The sequence below is a fragment of the Senegalia massiliensis genome, from assembly GCF_009911265.1.
GTDB lineage: Bacteria > Bacillota > Clostridia > Tissierellales > SIT17 > Anaeromonas > Anaeromonas massiliensis_A.
In genome coordinates, this window is sequence record NZ_QXXA01000022.1 from 1 (window position 1) to 23,245 (window position 23,245).

The 23,245-nt window shown below is 27.9% G+C and carries 20 protein-coding genes; 1 reads left to right on the forward strand and 19 read right to left on the reverse strand.

Features of this window, described 5'->3' with window-relative positions; translation table 11 throughout:
- Positions 1-330: 330 nt before the first annotated feature.
- The 17 genes from D3Z33_RS15065 to D3Z33_RS15140 form a co-directional block, all read right to left on the reverse strand.
- Positions 331-969: a sugar transferase gene (locus D3Z33_RS15065; RefSeq protein WP_160198603.1), complete on the reverse strand. Its 639-nt coding sequence runs from the start codon at positions 967-969 to the stop codon at positions 331-333.
- Between the two features lie 151 nt (positions 970-1,120).
- Positions 1,121-2,239 (reverse strand): non-hydrolyzing UDP-N-acetylglucosamine 2-epimerase, encoded by a 1,119-nt coding sequence (wecB, locus tag D3Z33_RS15070; RefSeq protein WP_160198604.1) that lies wholly within the window; start codon positions 2,237-2,239, stop codon positions 1,121-1,123.
- A gap of 6 nt (positions 2,240-2,245) precedes the next feature.
- Entirely contained in the window at positions 2,246-3,667 is a 1,422-nt protein-coding gene (locus tag D3Z33_RS15075; RefSeq protein WP_160198605.1) for a sugar transferase, read from the reverse strand.
- 51 nt (positions 3,668-3,718) lie between these two features.
- Positions 3,719-4,987 (reverse strand): nucleotide sugar dehydrogenase, encoded by a 1,269-nt coding sequence (locus D3Z33_RS15080; RefSeq protein ID WP_279279097.1) that lies wholly within the window; start codon positions 4,985-4,987, stop codon positions 3,719-3,721.
- A 19-nt stretch (positions 4,988-5,006) separates the two neighbouring features.
- Complete coding sequence (locus D3Z33_RS15085; protein ID WP_160198606.1) at positions 5,007-6,317, reverse strand: nucleotide sugar dehydrogenase; 1,311 nt, start codon at positions 6,315-6,317, stop codon at positions 5,007-5,009.
- 22 nt (positions 6,318-6,339) lie between these two features.
- Positions 6,340-8,508, reverse strand: a complete 2,169-nt coding sequence (locus tag D3Z33_RS17145; protein WP_160198607.1) for a methyltransferase domain-containing protein — start codon at positions 8,506-8,508, stop codon at positions 6,340-6,342.
- 32 nt (positions 8,509-8,540) lie between these two features.
- A complete protein-coding gene (locus tag D3Z33_RS15095; protein WP_201750555.1) occupies positions 8,541-9,824 on the reverse strand; it encodes a glycosyltransferase in 1,284 nt (427 codons plus the stop codon).
- Between the two features lie 2 nt (positions 9,825-9,826).
- The gene (locus tag D3Z33_RS15100; protein ID WP_160198608.1) at positions 9,827-10,588 is read right to left on the reverse strand and encodes an ABC transporter ATP-binding protein; all 762 of its coding nucleotides are present in this window, start codon (positions 10,586-10,588) and stop codon (positions 9,827-9,829) included.
- Position 10,589: 1 nt separating this feature from the next.
- Positions 10,590-11,375 carry an ABC transporter permease gene (locus D3Z33_RS15105; protein WP_160198609.1) on the reverse strand — a complete coding sequence of 262 codons (786 nt, stop codon included), beginning with the start codon at positions 11,373-11,375 and terminating at the stop codon, positions 10,590-10,592.
- A 14-nt stretch (positions 11,376-11,389) separates the two neighbouring features.
- The gene (locus tag D3Z33_RS15110; RefSeq protein ID WP_160198610.1) at positions 11,390-12,583 is read right to left on the reverse strand and encodes a glycosyltransferase family 4 protein; all 1,194 of its coding nucleotides are present in this window, start codon (positions 12,581-12,583) and stop codon (positions 11,390-11,392) included.
- 180 nt (positions 12,584-12,763) lie between these two features.
- Entirely contained in the window at positions 12,764-12,889 is a 126-nt protein-coding gene (locus D3Z33_RS17010) for a hypothetical protein (protein WP_279279098.1), read from the reverse strand.
- A 52-nt stretch (positions 12,890-12,941) separates the two neighbouring features.
- Positions 12,942-15,905 carry an SH3 domain-containing protein gene (locus D3Z33_RS15115; RefSeq protein WP_160198611.1) on the reverse strand — a complete coding sequence of 988 codons (2,964 nt, stop codon included), beginning with the start codon at positions 15,903-15,905 and terminating at the stop codon, positions 12,942-12,944.
- A 101-nt stretch (positions 15,906-16,006) separates the two neighbouring features.
- Positions 16,007-16,675, reverse strand: a complete 669-nt coding sequence (locus tag D3Z33_RS15120; protein WP_160198612.1) for a Crp/Fnr family transcriptional regulator — start codon at positions 16,673-16,675, stop codon at positions 16,007-16,009.
- Positions 16,676-16,727: 52 nt separating this feature from the next.
- Entirely contained in the window at positions 16,728-17,162 is a 435-nt protein-coding gene (locus tag D3Z33_RS15125) for a gamma-glutamylcyclotransferase family protein (RefSeq protein WP_160198613.1), read from the reverse strand.
- A gap of 13 nt (positions 17,163-17,175) precedes the next feature.
- Entirely contained in the window at positions 17,176-17,817 is a 642-nt protein-coding gene (gene pcp, locus D3Z33_RS15130; RefSeq protein WP_160198614.1) for a pyroglutamyl-peptidase I, read from the reverse strand.
- Positions 17,818-17,838: 21 nt separating this feature from the next.
- Positions 17,839-18,753, reverse strand: coding sequence for a DUF979 domain-containing protein (locus tag D3Z33_RS15135; protein ID WP_160198615.1), 915 nt, complete (start codon positions 18,751-18,753; stop codon positions 17,839-17,841).
- A complete protein-coding gene (locus D3Z33_RS15140) occupies positions 18,754-19,464 on the reverse strand; it encodes a DUF969 domain-containing protein (protein WP_347561296.1) in 711 nt (236 codons plus the stop codon). It abuts the gene before it with no gap.
- A 208-nt stretch (positions 19,465-19,672) separates the two neighbouring features.
- On the opposite strand from D3Z33_RS15140, the gene D3Z33_RS15145 reads away from it, so the two are divergent.
- Positions 19,673-21,661: a methyl-accepting chemotaxis protein gene (locus D3Z33_RS15145; protein ID WP_160198617.1), complete on the forward strand. Its 1,989-nt coding sequence runs from the start codon at positions 19,673-19,675 to the stop codon at positions 21,659-21,661.
- A gap of 49 nt (positions 21,662-21,710) precedes the next feature.
- On the opposite strand, the gene D3Z33_RS15150 is transcribed toward D3Z33_RS15145, so the two are convergent.
- Both D3Z33_RS15150 and D3Z33_RS15155 read right to left on the reverse strand, forming a co-directional pair.
- Positions 21,711-22,655 carry a TDT family transporter gene (locus D3Z33_RS15150; protein WP_243153532.1) on the reverse strand — a complete coding sequence of 315 codons (945 nt, stop codon included), beginning with the start codon at positions 22,653-22,655 and terminating at the stop codon, positions 21,711-21,713.
- A gap of 2 nt (positions 22,656-22,657) precedes the next feature.
- Positions 22,658-23,149 (reverse strand): C-GCAxxG-C-C family (seleno)protein, encoded by a 492-nt coding sequence (locus D3Z33_RS15155; protein WP_160198619.1) that lies wholly within the window; start codon positions 23,147-23,149, stop codon positions 22,658-22,660.
- Positions 23,150-23,245: the final 96 nt, after the last annotated feature.

Below are 23,245 nucleotides of genomic sequence, written 5' to 3' on the forward strand. Positions count from 1 at the left end.
CATTTGCTAATGATGTAAAGAATAAAATAAATATCATAAGTAAAATTGTAAACTTACTTTTTATTTTCATATTATCTCCCCCTTGTCATTTTAAATATAAACCTTATCATTTGACATTATATCATCTAATAATCCTTTTTTCTACATATTATTTAAAGTCAATTGTATGTTTTTTTCTTATAACTTTTCTTAAGATTAAATAAGTTTTAACAATATATTCTTATTAAAAATATTAATATATAAATTCAACAAAAATAATAAGTCGTTTACCAAATTACATCCAATTTGGTAAACGACTTATTATTAAAATTGTCTTAATTCACAAACCTATTATAATAATATATCTTCTTTTTTTAATACTTTAAATATTGTCTTAATAAAGACCTTTATGTCCATTGCCATGCTAAAATTTTGTAGATATTTTTCATCAAATTTCAACTTATCTTTATCTTTAATTCCATCTCTACCATTAACTTGAGCCCAACCGCTAATTCCTGGGTACAATTTATCTATCCCTTTTTTCTTTCTTTCTTTAATCAAATAACCATGATCTTTAATCATAGGTCTTGGACCAATAAAACTCATTTCTCCTTTTAAAATATTAAATAACTGTGGCAATTCATCTAAACTCAACTTTCTTATAATACTACCTATTTTAGTTCTATATTTATCCGCATCTTTCATTTCATCTGTTGGTACATTTGGACATCCAACTACCATTGTCCTAAACTTATAAATAATAAAAACCTTGCTATCCTTACCAATTCTTTCTTGCTTAAACAAAATAGGACCTTTAGAAGTCATTTTAATCGTTACACTTATAAATAACATAATTGGACTAGATAATATGAGTAAAATTAACGCTCCTAAATAGTCAAAAGTCCTTTTAGTTAATAAATAATACCTGCTATTACGTAATGAATTATAATTTGTTTTATTAGAAATTGATATATCATTATTATATTCCATAATTTACCTCTACTTTATTTTAAATTTATAAATACATTAATTCCATTCGTAAAAATAATGAAATAAATACTAGTATTTTTAAATTTTTCTACATTTATTGTATAGTAATAGATTAATATAGTCAACCTTAAATTGGTAATAAAATTCTAATTTAAGGTTTATTAAAATACTCTAATATCCCTTTCACTATCCTATCACTAGCCTTACCATCTCCATACGGATTAATTGCATTAGCCATTTTATCGTATTCATTTTTATCTTTTATGAGAGTATTTACTGCTTCATATACATCATTTTCTTCTATTCCTACTATTTTTACTGTTCCTGCTTCTACCGCTTCTGGTCTTTCTGTTTCTTTTCTAAGTACTATTACTGGTTTACCAAGAGAAGGTGCTTCTTCTTGTATTCCTCCTGAATCTGACATTATGATATCACATTTAGACATCAAATTTACAAATGGTTTGTAATCTAAAGGTTCTATAAGATGAACTCTTTCTACTTCTCCTAATACACTTTTCACTAATTCTCTTACTTTAGGATTTAAATGTACTGGAAATACTATTTCAACATCCTTATTTTCTTCTATTATTCTTTTTACTGAATTAAATATATTTATCATAGGCTGTCCTAGATTTTCTCTCCTATGTGAAGTTAAAAGTATTACCTTTTTATTATCAAAATCTATATTATTTAATTTTTCTTCACTGAATTTATAGTCTTTATCTATAGCCATCATAAGTGCATCTATTACTGTGTTACCTGTTATTGTTATATCTTTTTCAGCAATATTTTCCTCTAATAAGTTGTTTTTATTGCTTATTGTAGGAGCAAAATGAATACTTGCTATCCTTCCAGTAAGACTTCTATTAATTTCTTCTGGATATGGTGAATATTTATCCCCACTTCTAAGTCCTGCTTCCACATGTCCTACAGGTACTTTTTGATAAAATGCTGCTAGAGATCCTGCAAATGTTGTAGTTGTATCTCCATGTACTAATATCATATCAGGATTTTCTTTTAAAATAACTTCTTCAATTCCCTTCAATACATTTGTTGTTATTCCAGTTATACTTTGTCTATCTTTCATTATATTTAAATCGTAATCTGGATTAATGTTAAATAATTCTAATACTTGGTCAAGCATTTGTCTATGTTGAGCTGTCACACATACTATTGATTTTATCTCTCTAGATTCTTCTAATTTTTTTATTAATGGAGCCATTTTAATAGCTTCAGGCCTAGTTCCAAATACTGTCATAATTTTAATCATTAAATATTACTCCTTTTCTTCTTTAATTTTAGTTACACCTTTTTTAAAATCACTTTCTAATCCTACTTCTTCCAATACATTTTCTAAATCCTTTTCTATAATCCCTTCAGATTTATCTTTTATAAACACAACTACTATAGTTTGAAAAATTATAATTATATCTTCTAATAAATTATAATTTCTTATATACATTAAGTCAAATTTTAATTTTTCTTCAAATGATGATGCATATTTCCCTTGTATTTGAGCTAAACCTGTAATTCCTGCTTTTACATTCATCCTATATTTGTAATCAGGATCTATATTTGCAAATTTTTCTACAAAAAATGGCCTTTCAGGTCTTGGTCCTACTATGCTCATATCTCCTTTTAATACATTAATAAGCTGTGGAATCTCATCAATTCTTGTACTTCTTAAAAACCTACCTACACTTGTTATACGAGGATCTTCTTTGTCACTAAGTACAGGTCCTGTAGTTTTTTCTGCATTTTGAACCATACTTCTAAATTTATATATGTTAAATTCTTTATTATTGAAAGTTATTCTTATTTGCTTATATAGTATTGGTCCTTTAGAATCTATTTTTATAGCTATAGCTACTATTAATAAAATTGGTGATGCTATTATTAATCCTATAGCCGATATGGTTATATCAATAAATCTTTTTACTATTCTTTGTTCAAGTGTCAACTCCATTGGTGATATCTTAAATGTCAATATATCATCAAATTCTTCAATTTTTGATTTTAATATAAACATATCTTGAAGATTAGGTATTAAAAACACTTCTTTATTTCTTCTTTGAGCATTTTTAATTATATTTAATCTATCCTTATATTCAATATCTGTAGATATAATTACTGCATCTACTTTGTTAATATATTTATATAACTTTCTATCTATACCTTTATAATATAAATACTTTATAGTATACCATTTTCTATTGTTCAATACTTTTTTAGCTATATTATTTATATTTTCTTTTTCACCTATTATTAAAATTTCTTTTATACCATGAAATCTTTTAACTACATCTATAAGAAATAACCTCCAAATTCCCAATAATATTAATTGAAAAATATATGCTAATATAAATACTGTTCTGGGAAAAGCAAATCCTCTAAATATAAATGTAACTGCCATTGATGCTAAAGATATCATTGCAAGAGATATACTTAAGGATAATAATGTTTCTAATGAGGATTTTTTTCTTATAGATAATAGTCCATATAAATCAAAAAACATTACTGTAAATAAAGCTATTATTGGTAATAGATCTATAAAAGGTTCTATATTCCTCTTAGGTATATCAAAATCAAACTTAACTAAATATGATATATAAAAACCTAATAAAACTAGTCCTATATCCATTATCATAGCTATTAATTTGTTTGTTTTATTAAATTTACCTAATTTAAATAAATTCATGATATATCCCTTCTTTTCTATGTAGATAAATAACACCATGATACTATGGTGTTATTTATCTGGTATATTTCCTAAATTTTTAAATATCATATTTGTACCTTCAAAATTTTCTTCTTTTAATATGTTTTTTGTATCAAATATTAAAGGTGTATTCATTGATTTTACAAGTTCCTTATAGTTTATATCTTTAAATTCATTATGATCTGATAATATAAGTATCATATCTGAATCTTCTACTGCTTCTTCTCTATCTAAAAGGGTAAGTTCAGTATCTTTTACATGTGGATCATGTAATACTACATTTATACCCTTGTTTTTAAGTATATCTACTATTTCAATAGCTGGAGATTCTCTTAAATCATCTGTATTTCCTTTATAAGTTATACCAAACACTGATACTTTTGAATCATTTTTAGGTAATAATTCTTCCACTTTTGATACTACGTATTTAGGCATAGAATTATTTGTTTCACGAGCTAATGATATTATATTAGCTAGTTCAGGAGCTTTTTCTATTATGAAATATGGATCTACTGCAAGGCAATGTCCACCTACTCCAGGTCCTGGAGTATGAATATTTACTCTAGGATGTTTATTTGCAAGATTCACTACATCTAGTGAACTAATGTCTAATTTGTTACATATTTTTGTAAGTTCATTTGCAAGTGCAATATTTACATCTCTAAATGTATTTTCCATAAGTTTAGACATTTCTGCTGTTTTTGATGTAGTTTTTAATATTTCACCCTTTACAAAAGTTTTATATATTTTTGCTGCTTCATCTGTACATTTTTCTGTTACTCCACCTACTATTCTATTATTTTCTACCAACTCTTCCATTATTTTTCCTGGGAGTACTCTCTCTGGGCAATGAGCTAAAAATATATCTTCACCTATTTTAAATCCTTTTTTTTCTATAATTGGTTTTACTGTCTCATCTGTTGTAGTAGGTGATATTGTAGATTCTAATATAACTACATCACCTTTTTTAATAAATGGTAATATAGAACGAGTTGCTGATTCTACATAGCTTAAATCACATGATTTATATTCATCATCTTTGTTTGGTGTTGGTACTGCTATTATAAATACATCTGCCACTTCTGGTGTAGTGCTTGCTTTTATCTTTTTTTCATCTACCATTTTTTTAAATGCTTCACCAAGTCCTGGCTCTTCTATATGAACTTGTCCTCTGTTTAACTTATCTACTACTTTTTGATTTACATCTACTCCAACAACTTGTTTTCCATTTAAAGCAAACATTGTTGCTGTAGGTAGACCAATGTATCCTAATCCTATAACACAGATTTTATCCATCATAAATCCTCTCCTAATATAATTACAATCTCCAATATAAGTAATTCATATCTTCTGCACTTTTTTTATCTAACATTCCTTTTACATCAATCAATACTGGCTTATGATTCCAATATAATTTTTTAATGTCTCCTAATGATATTTTTTGAAATTCATTGTGTGGTACCGCTATTACTACTGCATCCATATTTTTTATCTCATTTATCGGTTTAAGCTCTAATCCATATTCTTCAAATACTTCTTCTTTATCTGCTAATGGATCTACTACTGTAATGTCTATGCCATATTCTTTCAACTCATTTATTATATCTATTACTCTGGTATTCCTTACATCTGGACAATTCTCTTTAAATGTTATACCAAGTACCACTACTTTAGCATCTTTTATTTTTTTATCTGCTTTAATAAGGGTTTTTACTGTGTTTTCTGCTACATACTTTCCCATATTATCATTTATCTTTCTTCCTGATAATATTATTTGAGAATGATAGCCTAATTGTTCTGCTTTATATACAAAGTAATATGGATCTACTCCTATACAATGTCCTCCTACTAACCCTGGGGTAAAGTTTAAAAAGTTCCATTTAGTTCCCGCTGCTTCAAGTACTGCCTTTGTATCTATATTCATCATATTGAATATCTGAGATAACTCATTCATAAATGCAATATTTATATCTCTTTGTGAATTTTCTATGACCTTTGCTGCTTCTGCTACTTTTATACTCTCAGCTCTATGAACTCCTGCTTCAATTATTAACTCATAAACCTTTGCCACATCTTCTAATGTTTCATCGTCCATACCTGACACTATTTTTACTATTTTTTCTAAAGTGTTTACTTTATCTCCTGGATTTATTCTTTCTGGTGAATATCCAACTTTAAAGTCTTCTCCATATTTAAGTCCTGATTCTTTTTCTAATATAGGTACACATACTTCTTCTGTTACTCCAGGATATACAGTTGATTCAAATACCACTATAGAGCCTTTTGTAAGATTTCTTCCAACTGTTGTTGTTGCAGATACTACTGGATCTAAATTTGGTGTTTTATCTCCATTAATAGGTGTAGGTACTGCTACAATATGAAATTTAGCTTCTCTAATCTTAGATTCATCATTTGTTAATACAGCTGAAGTTTCTTTTATTGATTTATCTCCAACTTCACCCGTTACATCTATTCCATCATGATATTTCTTAATTTTATTCTTATTATGATCTATTCCTATTACATCAGTTCTTTTCGCAAATGCTATTGCTAATGGTAAGCCTACATAACCTAACCCTATTACTGAAATTTTTTCTTCTTTATTCTTTATCTTTTCATATAATTTCATTAAATTTTTCTCCTTTCATAATTTATACATCATTAATAGTTTTTGAAATAAATTCAGCTATCTCATCTGCTCCATTAGTATCAATTAATTTTTTGCAATTCTCTTTCATCTTTAAATTATTTGAAGGATTTAGTACATAATCAATATTTTCTGTTAAAGTTTGATCTGCCACTTCTTCTATAACTTTTGCTGCTCCTGCCATAGCTGCTTTTTTTGCTCTTGCTAATTGATCATCTGTTTTTGTATTTGTATTAGGTATAAATATGGAAGGCACACCAAAATACATTAATTCATGAAAAGTATTGTATCCAGTCGCTGAAATTGCCATATCAAATGCTTTAAAATATCTAGAATTTGGATAATCCCTTATAACTAATAATCTATCTTGGAATATATTTAGTCTCTTGCCAATAATTGATTCTCCCATAACAATATAAACATCTTCTTTTTGTTCTAATATTTTAAGTACTTTATTTATAGTAGAATTAATATCATCAATATTTCCTGCTCCTAATTGGACATATACAATTTTATATCCCTTTGGAATTTGTAATTTCTTTCTAACTTCTTCTTTAGATAATAATTCAGTTTTTTCAAGGTAAATAACTGGATTAAACTCATTTTCTTTTTTTATCATTCCAGCTTCTCCTGGTTTTAAAACATGATCAAAAAACTTTTCTTTATCATCTCTTATAGTCTCAAGGCCTTGTTTAGCACGCCCTCTTTTAATCCAAATTTTATTCAAATTTTGAGTTTCTGTCATTGTAGACACTAGACCAGCATAAGGATATGCCCCATCAAACACTAACATGGATGGTCTATGCATTTGAATAATTCTACTTAGTTGCTCTTCTAACAAACCATTCCATTGAGTAGCTGTAACATCTTCTGAAAATAACATTTTAGAAGGTAGATGATACCCTAAAAATCCTTCTTGAAGGATTAAGTGCATAGCAGAGCTAGTTGAGAAAAAAATTATTTCTCTATCTGGATCTATTTTTTTTATTCTTCTTGCAATAGCTAATAATCTAGTCAAGTGTCCTAATCCCGCTCCATTAGTAGGTGTAAATATTATACCTCCCCTACTTGACTCTATAGGTTTAATTACCTTTCTTACATCATTCAGTTCTATATACTCTAGTAAATTTTTCGATTCTTTTTTATATTTTCTATAAATACTTATTAAAGTTTTAGGTAGTTTAATAGCTTTTTTAGGTGATTTAATAGCAGATATTAACGCTTCACCTAGCTTATATCTTGTAGAAGTATTGCTACTTAAGTTTTTTATTTTGTTGTATGCATTTTTCAATATATCATTTTTCACTTTTAATTCTAATTGTTTTTTATATAGTTTTTGTTCTAGCCCTATTATTTCTTTCATTAAATATTCTTCATCAATATATTTTTTTGATTCATTAGATGTGGATAAGTCATCATTTTTGATGTTTTGAATATAATTTTTAAGATTTTTTATTTCTTCATTTCTTTTATCTAAAAGTTTTTTTCTATCACGATTTAATTTGTCTAAATTTTTTTCAATATTAGCAAATTCTTCTTCACCCAACTTTATCCAGTCAAGTAATTTATTTATATCTAATTTATCAATAGAGTCTAAATATGCCTCTCTTCTTTCACCTATATAATATATAACTTTATCTCTTACCTCAATTGATATTGTTTCAAAGTAAGGATATAACTCTCTTATTAATGTATAAATGTAAAATGTTTGTTTATGATCATGAAATCTCAGGTATCCAAATGGAACCGTGAGTACTAGTCGTGCTTTAGAATTTAAAATATTATATATAGGTTTTAATAATTTTTCAGGATGACTAAAATGCTCTAGTACCTCTCCTAAAATAGCAGTATCAAATTTTTCATCGACAAATTTTTGTTCTAATTTAGTAGAGTCATAATTTATAAACCTTATATTTTTCTTTACTATTTCTGATTCTTTAGATAATTCTTCCTGAGCTTCTTTTATTTTATTTTCTTCTAAATCTATTCCTGTAACATTAAATCCTTCTCTTCCCAATAATATTGATACTATACCTTGACTACTTCCTATATCAATAACTTTGTTTCCTTTTACATTCTTACATATCCAATGTATTCTATATTGTGTTTTTTGAAAAGTTTTTTCTGAATCCACTTTACCATAGTATCGGTTAGTTATTTGATCATCATTCACTTATTTCACCTTCTTATATAAACTAATTTAATCTATATTATATCTTCATATATTCCTATAAACTTTTCTTTTTCATTTTCCCAATTATATATTTTTTTTACTTTTTTACAATTTAATTTAGCTTCTTTCCATTTATCTTTATCATTCAATAATATATTAACTACTTTTGCTATTTCTTTACTATCTTCTGTATTTACTGCAAGACCTGTCCCTTCTCCTTTTACTACTTTCTTTATTTCTGGAAAATCACTTGCTATTACAGGTACTTCTGCCATCATGTATTCAAATAATTTATTTGATAATGTAGAATAATGATTAAAACAAATATTTTGTAATACTTGAAATCCTAAATAAGCATTCTTGGTGTATTTAGGTAAATCATTAACTGGTACCTTTGGTATAAATCTTACTTTTTCTTCTAATTTCATTTCTTTTACCATATCTATTATTTTAGGCTTCAGTTTTCCGTCTCCTAAAAATACTACTATTCCTCTATCAAAATATGGTATAGCTTCAACTATCTTTTCAATACCTCTCCCCTCTTGTATTCCACCTTGATATAATAATATAGGTTCACTTTCATCTATATTAGCTATTTTTCTCAAATCAAATTCTTCATTTATTTCTTTATAAAAAGGATAATTGTGAATTACCTCTGGTTTTTTTATATTATATAGTTTTTTAGTATAATCTGCTCTTGTATCTGTTGTCATTATCATTTTGTCTATTTTTGTTATCAAAAACTTTTCTAAATAGTAATATTGCTTCCCTACATATCCCGTCCTATCTGTTTGTACTTCATGGGAGTCATATACTAATTTTGTTCTCTTAAATAATTTGCAGATATATCCTTGGGGCAATGTATTTAAATCATTACTATGATAAATATTATAATCTTTTTTTAGTCCTTCTCTTATCATTCTTACAAATATCATAAATCTAATATATATTTTCATAAGATTAGCTTTCTTAAGAAATAATCCTACTAATTTATATATAATAAATAAAGGTAAAGCTATTATAGCTAAAGGAATAAGAGGTATTAAAAGTAATTTATTATTCATTACTTTTCTTTTAAATTTAGATAAAGATTTTCTCCACTCTTTTGATTTTAAATATATATCTGGATATCTTTTAACTCTTTTGACATGAAACCCATTTATATCTTCTTCCATAGGTAAACTTTTATCATTAGGATCATGAATACATATTAAGTCTACATCATAACCTGAATCTGAAAGTGCTGTACATTCCCTTAATACTCTAGCATCGTTTGTAAAATGATTCCACACAAACATACAAATACTTTTATTCAAAATTAATTACCTCTTTTCTTTCTTATGTTATTCATATATTCTTTATAATCTTTTAGTATTTGTTCTGTAGGACCAAAGTCTTTTACTTTTCCTTTTTCAATCCATAACACGGTATCACATAAGTCTCTTATTGTAGATAAACTATGAGATACCATAATTACTGTTCTATCTTCATATATTATTTCTTTTAATTTCTGAGTACTTTTATCTTTAAATGATTGATCCCCTACACCTAACACTTCATCTATAAGAAGAATATCTGGTTCTATATGAATTGCTATGGAAAAGGCAAGTCTACTTTTCATACCTGAAGAATATGTTCTTATAGGATTATATATGAAATCTCCTAGCTCTGAGAATTCAATTATTTCATCAATTTTATTGTCTATCTCTTTTTTTGTAAATCCTAATGTTAATCCATTTAAATATACATTTTCATAACCACTTAATTCAGGCTGGAATCCTGCTCCTAGTGTTAGTAAAGATATAGAATCTTCATAAACATGTATTTCCCCAGAATCAGGTTGGAAAATATTTGCTATTGTTTTAAGTAATGTAGTTTTCCCTGAACCATTACTTCCTATAATTCCAACATTACTCCCTTTTTCTATCTGAAAACTAACATCTTGTAATGCCCATACTTCTTTTGTTCTTATATTTTTTTGACGTTTAAACATTTTTACTAATTCTTTTTTCATGTTCATACTTTTAATAAATTTATATTTTAAATTTAAATTTTTAACTTCAATTGCTAAATTATTCATTTTATATCACCTTTGTGTAGTTTTTGTCAAATTTATAAAGATATTTCAACCCTATAGTTATTAGAATTATACCGACTATCAACCAAACTAATAATGGTAAGTATAATGGTGATGTCCCTTCTAAAAATATATTTCTATAACTTGTATATATGGTTGTTAATGGATTAAACCACCATATAAATCTAACACTTTCTGGAATACTCTCTAAATCATAAAGGGTCGGAGATACATAAAACCAAAATCTTAATGTAAAGTCTAATATATTGTCAATATCTTTAAAAAATACACCTAAATGAGAGAATATAAATCCAAGTCCTAATATTAATAATAATTGAACAAAAAACACAGCTAAAAACTCAAATAAATGTAATGTATAAGGTACTCCAAAAAATATCATTAATACTAACAATACTAATATTCCAAATAAATACTTTGTAGTATTTATTAATGTTTTAATCAACGGAAGTATAAATTTAGGTAAGTATACTTGTTGTAATATTGACGACTTACCTTTTATACTTTTTGTAGAATCTTTTATTGAAGAAACTGTCCATTTCCATGGTACTAATGCTGCAAATACAAATATTGGGAAGTTTTCTCCACCTCTTTGAAATATCACCATTACTACTAACATATATACTAGCATGTACATTAATGGATCTAATATCCACCAAAAATACCCTAAAAATGTACTTGATAACTGAACTTTTAGTTCTGATTTTGTTGTATATAATATATATTCTTTATATTTTTTGTAATCATTTATTGCTCGTTTTAATACTGACATATTCTATTTCCTTTCTATAACAAATCTATAAGTTTTTTAATATTTTCATCCCAGATAAATTCTTGTTTCAATAATCTAGATTGATTATCTATTATCTTTTTTCTTAATTCTTCATTATTTGCCAATTTCAATATATTTTCTGACATAGATTTTATATCATATGGTTCCGATACTAACCCAATATTTTTTTCATATATCATAGATGCTATATACCCCTTCACACCTGCTAATATTGGCAATTTAGCTAACATATATTCAAATATTTTTGACGGTATAACTGTCTTAAAGACTTCTATGTCTTTTAGATGAATAAATCCTATATGACATTTAGATAATTCTCTAAAAACCTTATCTTTTGACACTACCCCTAGGAGTTCTATATTATTCAAATTGTAACTTTTAATTAAATCCCTAATCTTTTCTAACTCTACTCCTGTGCCTATTATTTTAAATCTTATATTGGTATGTGATCTTAAATTCTTTGCAATTTCAATTAATGAATCTATTCCTTGAGCATACCCTATAGTTCCTGCATATACAATTTCAATTATATCATTCTTTTTTTTAAAATCATTATTAATTTTATTAAGTTCTTGTTTCATTATTCCATTGGGGATATATATTATTTTATTTTCATCTAATCCTTTTGATTTTAATGGCTCTATGAATCCTTTGCTATTAATTATAATCTTATCAGCTTTTCTATACATTATATCTTCAAAAATATATGCTGGCTTAAGTATCATTTCATTTTTAAATAATTTCAATTCTTTGACTGAATCTGGCCATAAGTCTCTAATATCTAATATTAATTTAGCTTTATAACGCTTTTTCAGTATTACTCCTATAACTACTGCAAATATAGGTGGAGAGGTTACTATGATTCTATCAAATTTTTTCTTGTTTTTTAAAGCATCTAATATTCCTCTTATCATGAAATTTAAGTATAAGCCTATTCTTTTTACTTTATTAGATGAATAATCATTATAAAAACTTTGAACTCTTAATATCTCTATATTTTCTAGATTATTATCTTTTTTATTCCATGATATATTTTTATATAAGTCTCTATTTGGATAAGTTGGCTCACTTGTTAATACAGTTAAATTTATATTTTCTTCATTCAAATAGTATGCAATATTATTCATACGATTTGACGCTGCTCCTATCTCAGGAGGGAAATGCTGCGTTACCAGTAATACGTTCATATCAACACCCTAATCAATGTAAATTTTAATTTACTATTCTCATTACAGTATTATACTTTTTCTGATATAAGTCAATAGTAGCTTAGTAGTATATTTGTTAAAAAATGTTTAAATTTGTTCAGTTTAAATGCCTTTAATAAACCAAAAATGATAGAATCACATGATTCTATCATTTCATTACTATTTAACTATCTCTTTTAAATATTCCATAAAATCATCTTTTAAATCATTTCTTTTAAGTACAAATTCTACTGTTGCTTTTGTAGCTAGTATAAATCTTTGTATATATTGTACCTTATATATCAATCTAAAGCAAGATTCACAAAAATAATCCCCTCAATTTGAGGGGATTATAAAACTAATTCTTTACACCATACTTTGGTATTTCAAATCTAAGTGTATAGTCATCACATAGTTCATATAATTCTTTTATTTTTCTTGTTTGTTTTGATGCCCAACCTATATCTGTTGCATATTGATGTACTCCTGGGGAATCTGGATTCCATTTCATCTTATATAATGTGTCTTGTTTGTAGTTTGGATTATTTACATATTTCTCTGATATAAATTTTGCTCCTCCTATTATTGCTTGTTCTGGAGTAAACCATCCAGAGTTATATGCATATTGACTTCCACCACCTATAGGATTTGAATCATATGCTCCTATTCCATACATATTATATACTATTTTTCCATTTACCTTTACCCCTGTTGCAAGTGTTGACTTACCATATCCTGTTTCTAACAATGCATGTGATATTAGGTATATTTCATTTATATTATATTTTCTACTTGCTTCTATAAATGCTGCACCTTTACCTTCAAGTATTCCTTTACCTTTTAATATATTGTTTAATTGAGATGCATCAAGTCCACTACTTCCTGATAATACTAAGAACTGATACATTTCTTGTGGAGCTTTATTTGAATTAGATGTATAGTCGCCTGATACCCAACCTACTATTCCATTGACTTTTATTTTATACCATCCATTTTGCTCTCCTAATACAATATATATTTCATCTGCTTTAACTCGAGAAAGTAATGATCCACTTTCACTTGGTTTATTTCTTACATTTAATACTGCTGCATCTACTTTTATAGAGTAAAGATTACCTGTTTCTCCTCTACTTACTGTATGTGCTTCTTCTTCTCCTTTAAGATAACCACCATGTACCCAGCCAACTACTTTTCCTGTATCTATTTTATACCAGCCATTATGTTCTTCTATTGGTTTATAAACTTCACCGTATTTCACTTGGTCTATAACAGATGTAGATGTAGTATAACTTTCACGTACATTTAATACTGATGCTGTTACAGTCATCTTGTCAAATAAACTTGTATTTGAATTCGCCCTATAACTTGTGCTTACATATCCTCCATGTATCCATCCTGCTGCTTTTCCTGTATTTATTTGATACCAACCATCTTTTTCTCCTAATATTGTATAAACTTGTCCACCTTCAACTTGATCTACTACTGGTGTGCTAGTTGTATTACTTTCACGTACATTTAATATTGGAGTAGTTATTTTTAGTTGTCCTATTATATCGTATGAATATTCTCTATCTGAATTTTGGATGAAATTTTCTGGATTTAGATATTTATCTACATCAGGTAAATTTGCTGTAGTCCATCCATATCCATATTTATCTGTTTGAGGATTTTTATTCATCTGTGTAAGTAGAAAATCTTGGAAACTTTTGCTATAGTTTATATTTTGATATATTATATTTCCTACTACAGAATGAGCTATTTCACTAGTTACTACTCTAGTTGTTCCTTTTATTCTAGCATTTACTCTAAATATATAATTTCCTCTTTGTGTTGGAGTGAATACTAAAGTATTATCTAATGAATAGTCCTTTTGTTTTTTCCAACTTCCATCATTTCGCTTTACAAAATATTCATATTCCACATTCCCCATATCTGATAATGCTGTGATTGTTACAGGAACATTTATATATGTGTCTTTTTGTTTATCTTTTGAAATATTTATTTGTTGTAGTGCATCTTTTACAGTATGAGTTATTTGTTTTGAAATAACTTCTGTTGTTCCTTTTATTCTAGCATTTACCTTTATAGTATATGTACCAGAATTTTTTGGTGTGTAATTTATACTATTAGTTGTACTATAGTTTTTTAACTTTGTAAATTCACCATTGGGAACTTTTACTAAATATTCGTACTCTACATTTTCGCTTCCTACTGCTTCTACTTTTATATTTAAAGTATCATTTATATATGTAACTTCTTTATCCTTTGTAATAATTATATCTTCTAATTCTTCTTTTGGTTTTTCTGGCTTTTCAGGTTCTGTTTCGCCTTCTATTTTCTTTACATATCCACCATGAATCCATCCTGTTAACTTGCCTGTATCTATTTTATACCAGCCATTTTTCTCATCTAATGGCTTGTACTTTCTTCCTTCATATACTTGAAATATTCTAGTGTAATTAGTTGAAGGGCCTGTTCTTACATTTAATATTGGTGTATCTATTATTATTTCTTTTGGCAATTCTTTGTCAGGTACATCTGGATTTTCTGGCTCTGTAGGTTTCTCTACTTTTATTTTTTCTACATATCCACCATGAACCCATCCTGTTACTTTACCTGTATTTATTTTGTACCAGCCATTTTTCTCATCTATTGCTTTGAATTTTTGGCCTTTTGATACTTGACTTATTCTTCTATAGCTAGTTGAAGGGCCTGTTCTTACATTTAATTTTACTGCTGTTACTTTTAGTTCTGTATCTGTGCCTGTTGGTGGTTTAGGTTTATCTGGTTTTTCAGTACTTGCTTTCTGTACATAATCACCGTGCACCCATCCTGTTACTTTACCTGTGTTTATCTTATACCAGCCATTTTGTTCATCTATTGGTTTGAACTTTTGGCCTTTTGATACTTGACTTATTCTATAACTATTTATTGTAGGTTTTAATCTCACATTTAATCTTGTTGCTGTTACTTTTATCTCAGGATAATTTTTGGTAGGAATAGCCATCACATAATCACCATGAATCCATCCTGTAATACTGCCTGTTCTTATTTTGTACCATGATCCACTTTGATCATAGACTGTATAGACTTGTCCAACTCTTACTTGTGAAAGTCTTTTAGAGTTGGTTGTAGGCTTTTGCCTTACGTTTAATACTTGTGTTGTAACTTTTACATCTTTTATACTTGTTCCTGTTGCATAAGATATTCTAGGCGATAAAATTTCAGAGAATTTATTTTGTGATTCTTCTTTTACATCACCATTTGAAGCTGCAAACAATACAAGCATACCTGATGTCAGTATTAATACTTTTCCTTTCAAGATATCCCTCCTTTAGTTCACATTTTACAAATTAAAACATAATATTACATTGTAATATTATTGTAACATTATTCCGAATTCAAGTCACTAGGTAATGTGAACTAAAGGGATAATTTTTCTAGTTTTTTTATATTTATTATTACTATTTTTTTATTTTCTATATCTATTATATTTTTTTCTTTAAGCATATTTAACCCTCTTGTAACAGTTACTCTTGATACCCCCATTAATTCTGATATCTCTTGATGAGTTAGTGGAAGGTCTATTATATGTTTACCATTTATTTTTTTACCTTCCTGGACATATAGTCTAAGTATTTGATTTGAAAGCGCAGATAATGAATCGCTAAAAGCTAAACTTTTCAATTGAAGCATTATTATTCTAAATTTCCTTGACGAACTATATAAGAAGTATCTATATATATCTGGATTATTTTCTAATGATTTTTCTAAGTTTTCCTTGTTTATTATTGAAATACATGCATCTGTCATTGCTATAGATGTCTTATTTATATCTCCACCACCAAAGTAATCTACTTCTCCTATTACTTCTCCTCTTTGAAGTATATATAGTAACTTTGATGCACCATTTTCATTTATAAGGGTTTGTTTTACTTTGCCATCTACTACTATAGCTATGTATTCTGATGTAGGAGTTGATATTACACTATTCTTTTTGTAGTACCTTATTACTCCTTTGTCTATTAAATTATCTATAAAAAAGTTTCTCATTCTTTCTTGCATTTCTCTATCAAATATTTTGTATTGCATATTACTCACCTATTTCAAAAAAATTTAATAAAAGGAGATGCTAATGCATCTCCTAAATAACTCTTTTACTTTTCACTTTCATATATTCTCTCCAACTTCCCGAAGGAATATATGTTTTTTTTGCATTTCTATTTTGTATGTTTTTCAAATTGAAACTATATACATATGCTTTTAATATTTTTTCATTATCTAATAGTTTTATATCCTTTATAACTCTATTATACTCATTTAATTCTGAGTTTTTTTCTATATATCCTTCTAATGTATCTAATGATACTAAATTTTTATCAAAATCTTCTATTTCTATTAATTCACCAAATACATCATCATCACCTTCTAAAAGTGCAGGATAACCTTTGTTGTCTAAATGATATAACTCTCCTTTCACTTTTGCAAGTTTACGAGATTTTATTTTATCCTTTAGGTAATTGTTATAATTGAAAAAACCCTTCATTAAACTACCATATACAAATATCTTTTGTGTCATATCCTCACCTCTACTAACAAATAGTTCCCCCTGTAACTTCTATGTCTTTATCATTTTTTATTGCTGCTTCAACAAAATATTCCAGTCCCTTTGTTATATCTTCAAGTGACATTGATGGAGTATTTTTTTTGTCTATTACTTGTTCTACTATGAAAGGAACGTGAATAAATCCACCTTTCATTTCAGGATATTTTTTTTCTATTAGATATAGTAGTCCATACATTATATGGTTACATACAAATGTTCCAGCTGTATTTGAAACTGCTGCAGGAATATTATTATCTTTTGCATTTTTCACCATTGTCTTTATAGGTAATTTTGCAAAATATGCATTTTGTCCATCTTCATATATTACTTTATCTATTGGTTGATTATCTCTATTATCAGGAATACGTGCATCATCTACATTTATTGCTACTCTTTCTACAGATAATTCATATCTTCCTCCTGCTTGTCCTATACATAGTGTTATATCTGGCTTTTCCATTTCTATTGCTTGCTCTAATTTATTTATTGAATCTCTAAAAACTGTAGGAATTTGAACTTTTACTATTTCTGCTCCTGCTATTTGATCTTTCATCTTTTTCACTGCAAGCCATGCTGGATTTACCTTTTCTCCTCCAAATGGATCGAATCCTGTAATTAAAACTTTCATCAAATCATCCTTCCTTTTATATTAAAATGCCAATGTATACATAAGTACTATGTGAATTACAAGCATTGTAAATGCAACTGGCACTTGTGAGATTATTACTCTATTTTTATTTTTCGTTTCAAGTATTGCTGCTGGAACTACATTAAAATTAGCAGCCATTGGGGTCATAAGTGTTCCACAATATCCTGCTGTAAGTGCAAGTACTCCTGCCACTGCTGGATTTGCCCCTTGAGCAAATACAAATGGTAGCCCTACACCTGCTGTTATAACTGCAAATGCTGCAAATGCATTTCCCATTATCATTGTAAATAAAGCCATTCCAACACAGTATGCTATTACTCCGGCTAATATATTTCCTTCTGGTATTATGCCTGATATTCCATCAGATATTACTTTTCCTACTCCTGCTGCATTAAATAATGCTCCAAGTGCAGCTAAAAGCTGTGGTAATATACTTGCTGAGCCTACTTGTTGTAATAGACGTGAACCATCATGACTTACATATTTTACATTTGTTTTTGTTGTTAAAAGTGCAAATGCTGTAGCTATAATTGCACCAAATCCAAGTCCCACTAATCCTCCTAAAGAAGTGAATTGTGCTACTCCAAATGCTACTACTGCTATAGAAAGTGCTGGTACAAATATTTTATTTCCTACTTGTTTTGCTTTTTCTTCTCTAAATTCCTCTGTAGAATTTTTAAGGCTACCAAATGTAACTTGTTTTGTTGCAGTTAAAAATCCCATAAATAATAATAATGACCCTATTAATACTGGTGGTACATATGGTCCAAATATAAATATAAGTCCTAATAATCCCCAGAATATTGTTGTTCCTATTCTCTTTGGATGATTTTCATCTTTAAATGCCATAATACCTGCCATAAGTGATACAAATCCTGCTAATATATAAATACCTTCTAATAATATATCTACCATCTATTCCACCTCATTTCTATTTGTTATATTTGTACTTGTATTTTGATTTTGTACAGTTTGTAATCTAGTCAGTTTTTTATCCAATAAATAGTATTGAACAACTGCTACTAAAAATGCTATTATTGCTACTGGAATTGCGGCTTTAGATACAGCAAGTGGTGTAACTGTAATACCTAATTCATCAAGTGTACCAACTACCAGTAATACTCCACCAGATGCTATAAATACATTTTGTCCATAAAAATTACCATAGTTTTCTGCTGATGCTGAATATCCTTTTAATTGTTCTAATTGTGCTTCTGAAAGTTGTCCATATTTATTTTCTGCTGCTCCCTGTGCCATTGGAAGTATTAATGGTCTAATAAATTGAACATGTCCTCCAAGTCTTAATGACAAGGCTGCTGCAACTTCTCTTATAAATACATAAATCATAAGAACTTTGCCTGCTGTCATAGAATTCAATTTCTTTATTAAATATGCTGCTCTTTCTCTTAATCCATTTCTTTCAAGTATCCCTATTACTGGAAGTGTAAGTAAAAATATTGTCATGTATCTAGTATTTATAAATGCTTCACCAAGTGTTGATAATATTTCTGTAAATCCAAGTCCTCCAACTAAACCTGTAACTATTCCTGCTACTAATACTACTGCTATAGTATCTAGTTTTAATATAAATCCTATTACTATAATTAGAATCCCTATTAATTTAATCATATGATTGCTCCCTTCTTTTCTTTTTTATATCTTATCGTAATATTTAATCATTTTCTGTATAACAGTATACAATTTTTGAATTGTTTGAATATTCTATTGTTAGTTATTTTATTACATTTTAAAACATTTTTCGACAAAAAATTAAAGTTATAGTTAAAAAAAGTCGATATATTATATATCTAAAAATGTGAAAAGGGGTGACTATTTGAAAAGTATAAAAACAAAACTAATAGTGTATTTTGCAATACTAATTATTATTTCATCTATTTCTCTAGGGCTATTTTCAATTATGACTGCTCAAGATTCAGTGACTAATGAAGCAGAAAAAGGGCTCAGTAAATTTGCAAATGAAGGTGCAAAACTTACAAACAGTAGAATAAATGCTTCTAAAAGTATAATTGAAATGGTAGCTGGAATAGAAGATGTTAAAAGCATGGATTTAGATTTACAAATGAGTGCTTTACGATCTCAAATAGACAATATAGATTTTCTGGCACTTGGTATTGTATATCCTGATGGTAATACATATTATCATGATGGAAGTACAGCTGACTTAGGCGATAGAGATTATATTAAAAGGGCTTTCGATGGAGAGACCAATATATCTGACATTTTAATAAGTAGAGTTACAAAGGAACCTGTTATGATGTTTGCAACTCCTATAAAAAATGATGAAGAAATAGTAGGGGTATTGATTGGTCGTAGTGATGCAAATATTTTAAGTACTATTACAAAAGATATGGTATATGGAAAAGAAGGATATTCTTTCATGATTGATAAAAGAGGAACTATAATTGCACATCCAGATAAAGAAAAAGTTCTAGATTCTGTTAATCCAATGGAATTAGCTAAACAAGATAAAAGTCTAGAAAATACTGCTGATTTATTTTCTAATATACTTAAAAATAAATCTGGAATTGAAAATTTTTCTGATAATGGTCATGATTCCTATGTGGCTTATCAAAATATAGAAGGCACTGATTGGCATATTGCTGTTACTGCAGATGAAGATGAAGTATTATCTAGTATACCTAAACTTAAAAGCAATATATTTTATCTTACATTAATAATTTTAGCTGTTAGTATAATTATTACATATTTAATGGCAAAAACTATTATTAAGCCTATTATAGTCATTACTAAATACTCGGATAAAATTGCTGAATTAGATATGACTGAAGATGTTCCAGAAAAATTATTAAAAAGAAAAGATGAAACAGGACGACTTGCAATTGCTCTTCAAACTGTTTCCAAAAACTTAAAAGATGTTTTAACTGATATAAGTAAATCATCTGAAAATTTAGCAGCATCATCAGAACAACTTACTGCTACTTCTGAACAATCAGCTACTGCAATAGATGAAGTTGCAAGAACTGTAGAGCAAATTGCAATAGGAGCAAATGATCAAGCTAAAAATACTGAAGATGGTTCTATAAAATCTATGGAGCTTGGCGAAATAATTGAAGATGATAGAGATATTATTCAAAATGTAACTACATCTACATTTAAGGTAAAAGATTTTATAAATGAAGGTTTAGAGGAAATAGAAAAGTTAAGTTCTATATCTCAATCAACTAAAACTGCTACTGAAAAAGTTAGAAGTGGTATAATTACAACTAATGAAAGTGCAAAGGAAATTGATAAGGCAAGTAGTGCTATAAGTGACATTGCAGAACAAACTAATTTACTTGCTCTTAATGCAGCAATAGAAGCTGCACGAGCAGGAGAAGCTGGACGTGGTTTTGCTGTTGTAGCAGATGAAATAAGAAAACTTGCAGTACAATCAAATGAATCTACTAATCTTATAGATAAAGTGGTAACTGAACTACAAAAGAACTCAAATAGTTCTGTAGAAATAATGGAAAATATGACCTCTATATTAGAAGAACAAGCACAAAGTATTGAAAAGAATAAAGAAAAGTATTCACTAATTTCTGAAGCTACAAATGGAGCTCAACTAGAAGTAGAAAAATTAAATGAGTCAGGTAATATGATGGGAATGAAAAAAGATGAAATAATGACTTCCCTTGAAAGTCTATCTGCTATTGCAGAAGAAAACTCTGCTTCCACTGAAGAAGTATCTGCTAGTATGGAAGAACAAGCTGCTAGTATAGCACAAGTTGCTTCAGCTAGTGAAAATTTATCAGAGCTTGCAAATGATTTACAAAATATAATTCAAAAATTTAAAGTATAAAATAATGAGACTTGGGATAATTATCCCAAGTCTCATATTATATTTATTTTTATTTAGCTACATCTGGTGTTACAACTGGTTTTATTGCATTTGCCATATAAAGTAAATACCTTAATAATACATATCCTACCATAAATATTGCCCAAAAAGTCTCGAATTTTGCTATGAAATTGATTATATTTGAACCATCTCCACTCATCATGAGATATTTATTTACCATATTCATGCCTATAGCAGATATTACAAATGGAAATGTAAATGCTGAATAGCTTGGATAAAATTTCAGCTTTAACATTTTAGGCATTAACAAAAGTCCATAAACTGTCATCACTATTGCTAAAGATGATAAAAATATTATCATGCTTAAACTCTTTTGTTCAAATGAACTCATATATCCTGCAAGTAGTAAGCTTGCTGGTGCTGCAAAAATTATAGTTAGTGGCTGAGCTGGTTCTGGTATACCTTTTATTTTAATGACTCTATATAATACTATTGGTATCAAAGGTAAATACGCTACTAATCCATACCAAAATATTATACGCCCTATATTTGATAAGCCATATGCTGGTGCTGTTACACTTCCTACTACTATTCCTACAAAAAGTACAAAATAACTTACAAATACTTTTTTTATATTAAAGTTAAATATAAATTTACTTATAAAATATAGCATTAAACTAACATTAAGTACTAAAGCAAGTATCCACATTCCAAATGCTATATTTGGTAAGTTTGGTTTTATATATGTTGATAAAATCATCATTCCCATAGGATATGTTGCAAGTACTCCTGAAACTGCTGGATTATTCAAAGCTTCTTTTAATTGATTTGGAACTATTAATACTTTTACAGTAAGCATTATAAATATAATACCAGAGATACTACCTAAAAATAACCTATATCCTGCTCCAAAAGGTGCTATCAAGTTACCAAGTGCAGCAAGTCCTAACATTAGTCCACAAATTGGTATTGGTAGTTTTTTTATTAAATTCATCATTAGCAAGCAGCTTCCTTTTCCTTGTCAAGATCTACTAAATTTAATTCTCTTACTATTATTCTTGCTGCTGTTTCTGCTATTTCCCCTGTAAAAGATATACATTGTGCTTTATGCTCTCCTGAAGCCATATCCATTCCTTTAGTATGCACGCTACAACATAAAACTTTATGATTTTTTCTAAATTCACCTTGTAACTCATTTGCAAGTTCTAAAGTCTTAACACTCTTTGGATCTTGTGGATTTGTTCCTTCTTTTCTTCCAAAGAAATATCCCATCATCATTACTCCACCAGATACTGCTCCACATACACATTTTGATTTTCCTATACCTACTGGAAATCCTGAAGCCATTGCTATCATTTCTTCTGGCATATCTATACCAAAGTTATTTCTAATAGATGCCACTACTGCCTCACTACAATAAAATTCTCCTCTTCTAAACATTCCCTCTGCATCTTCTCTTACTTTTTTTATGCTTATTTCTTTATTCATTTTATTACCCCCATTTAATATTTAATCTATATTAATTATAGGTAATATCATGTTAATATTCTATCATTATTTAACAATTCTATAATAGTAAAGATA

Excerpts from the sequence above, each read along its gene's own strand:
- pcp (WP_160198614.1), bottom strand. The coding sequence starts at position 17,817 with ATGAAAGTTTTAATTACAGGATTCGATCCATTTGGAGGAGAAAAGGTA.
- D3Z33_RS15120 (WP_160198612.1), bottom strand. The coding sequence starts at position 16,675 with ATGCAATACAAAATATTTGATAGAGAAATGCAAGAAAGAATGAGAAAC.
- D3Z33_RS15155 (WP_160198619.1), bottom strand. The coding sequence starts at position 23,149 with ATGAATAAAGAAATAAGCATAAAAAAAGTAAGAGAAGATGCAGAGGGA.
- D3Z33_RS15135 (WP_160198615.1), bottom strand. The coding sequence starts at position 18,753 with ATGGTAGATATATTATTAGAAGGTATTTATATATTAGCAGGATTTGTA.
- wecB (WP_160198604.1), bottom strand. The coding sequence starts at position 2,239 with ATGATTAAAATTATGACAGTATTTGGAACTAGGCCTGAAGCTATTAAA.
- D3Z33_RS15080 (WP_279279097.1), bottom strand. The coding sequence starts at position 4,987 with ATGATGGATAAAATCTGTGTTATAGGATTAGGATACATTGGTCTACCT.
- D3Z33_RS15110 (WP_160198610.1), bottom strand. The coding sequence starts at position 12,583 with ATGAACGTATTACTGGTAACGCAGCATTTCCCTCCTGAGATAGGAGCA.
- D3Z33_RS15075 (WP_160198605.1), bottom strand. The coding sequence starts at position 3,667 with ATGAATTTATTTAAATTAGGTAAATTTAATAAAACAAACAAATTAATA.
- D3Z33_RS15105 (WP_160198609.1), bottom strand. The coding sequence starts at position 11,375 with ATGTCAGTATTAAAACGAGCAATAAATGATTACAAAAAATATAAAGAA.
- D3Z33_RS15065 (WP_160198603.1), bottom strand. The coding sequence starts at position 969 with ATGGAATATAATAATGATATATCAATTTCTAATAAAACAAATTATAAT.
- D3Z33_RS15085 (WP_160198606.1), bottom strand. The coding sequence starts at position 6,317 with ATGAAATTATATGAAAAGATAAAGAATAAAGAAGAAAAAATTTCAGTA.
- D3Z33_RS15125 (WP_160198613.1), bottom strand. The coding sequence starts at position 17,162 with ATGACACAAAAGATATTTGTATATGGTAGTTTAATGAAGGGTTTTTTC.
- D3Z33_RS15150 (WP_243153532.1), bottom strand. The coding sequence starts at position 22,655 with ATGAATTTAATAAAAAAACTACCAATACCAATTTGTGGACTAATGTTA.
- D3Z33_RS15100 (WP_160198608.1), bottom strand. The coding sequence starts at position 10,588 with ATGAATAATTTAGCAATTGAAGTTAAAAATTTAAATTTAAAATATAAA.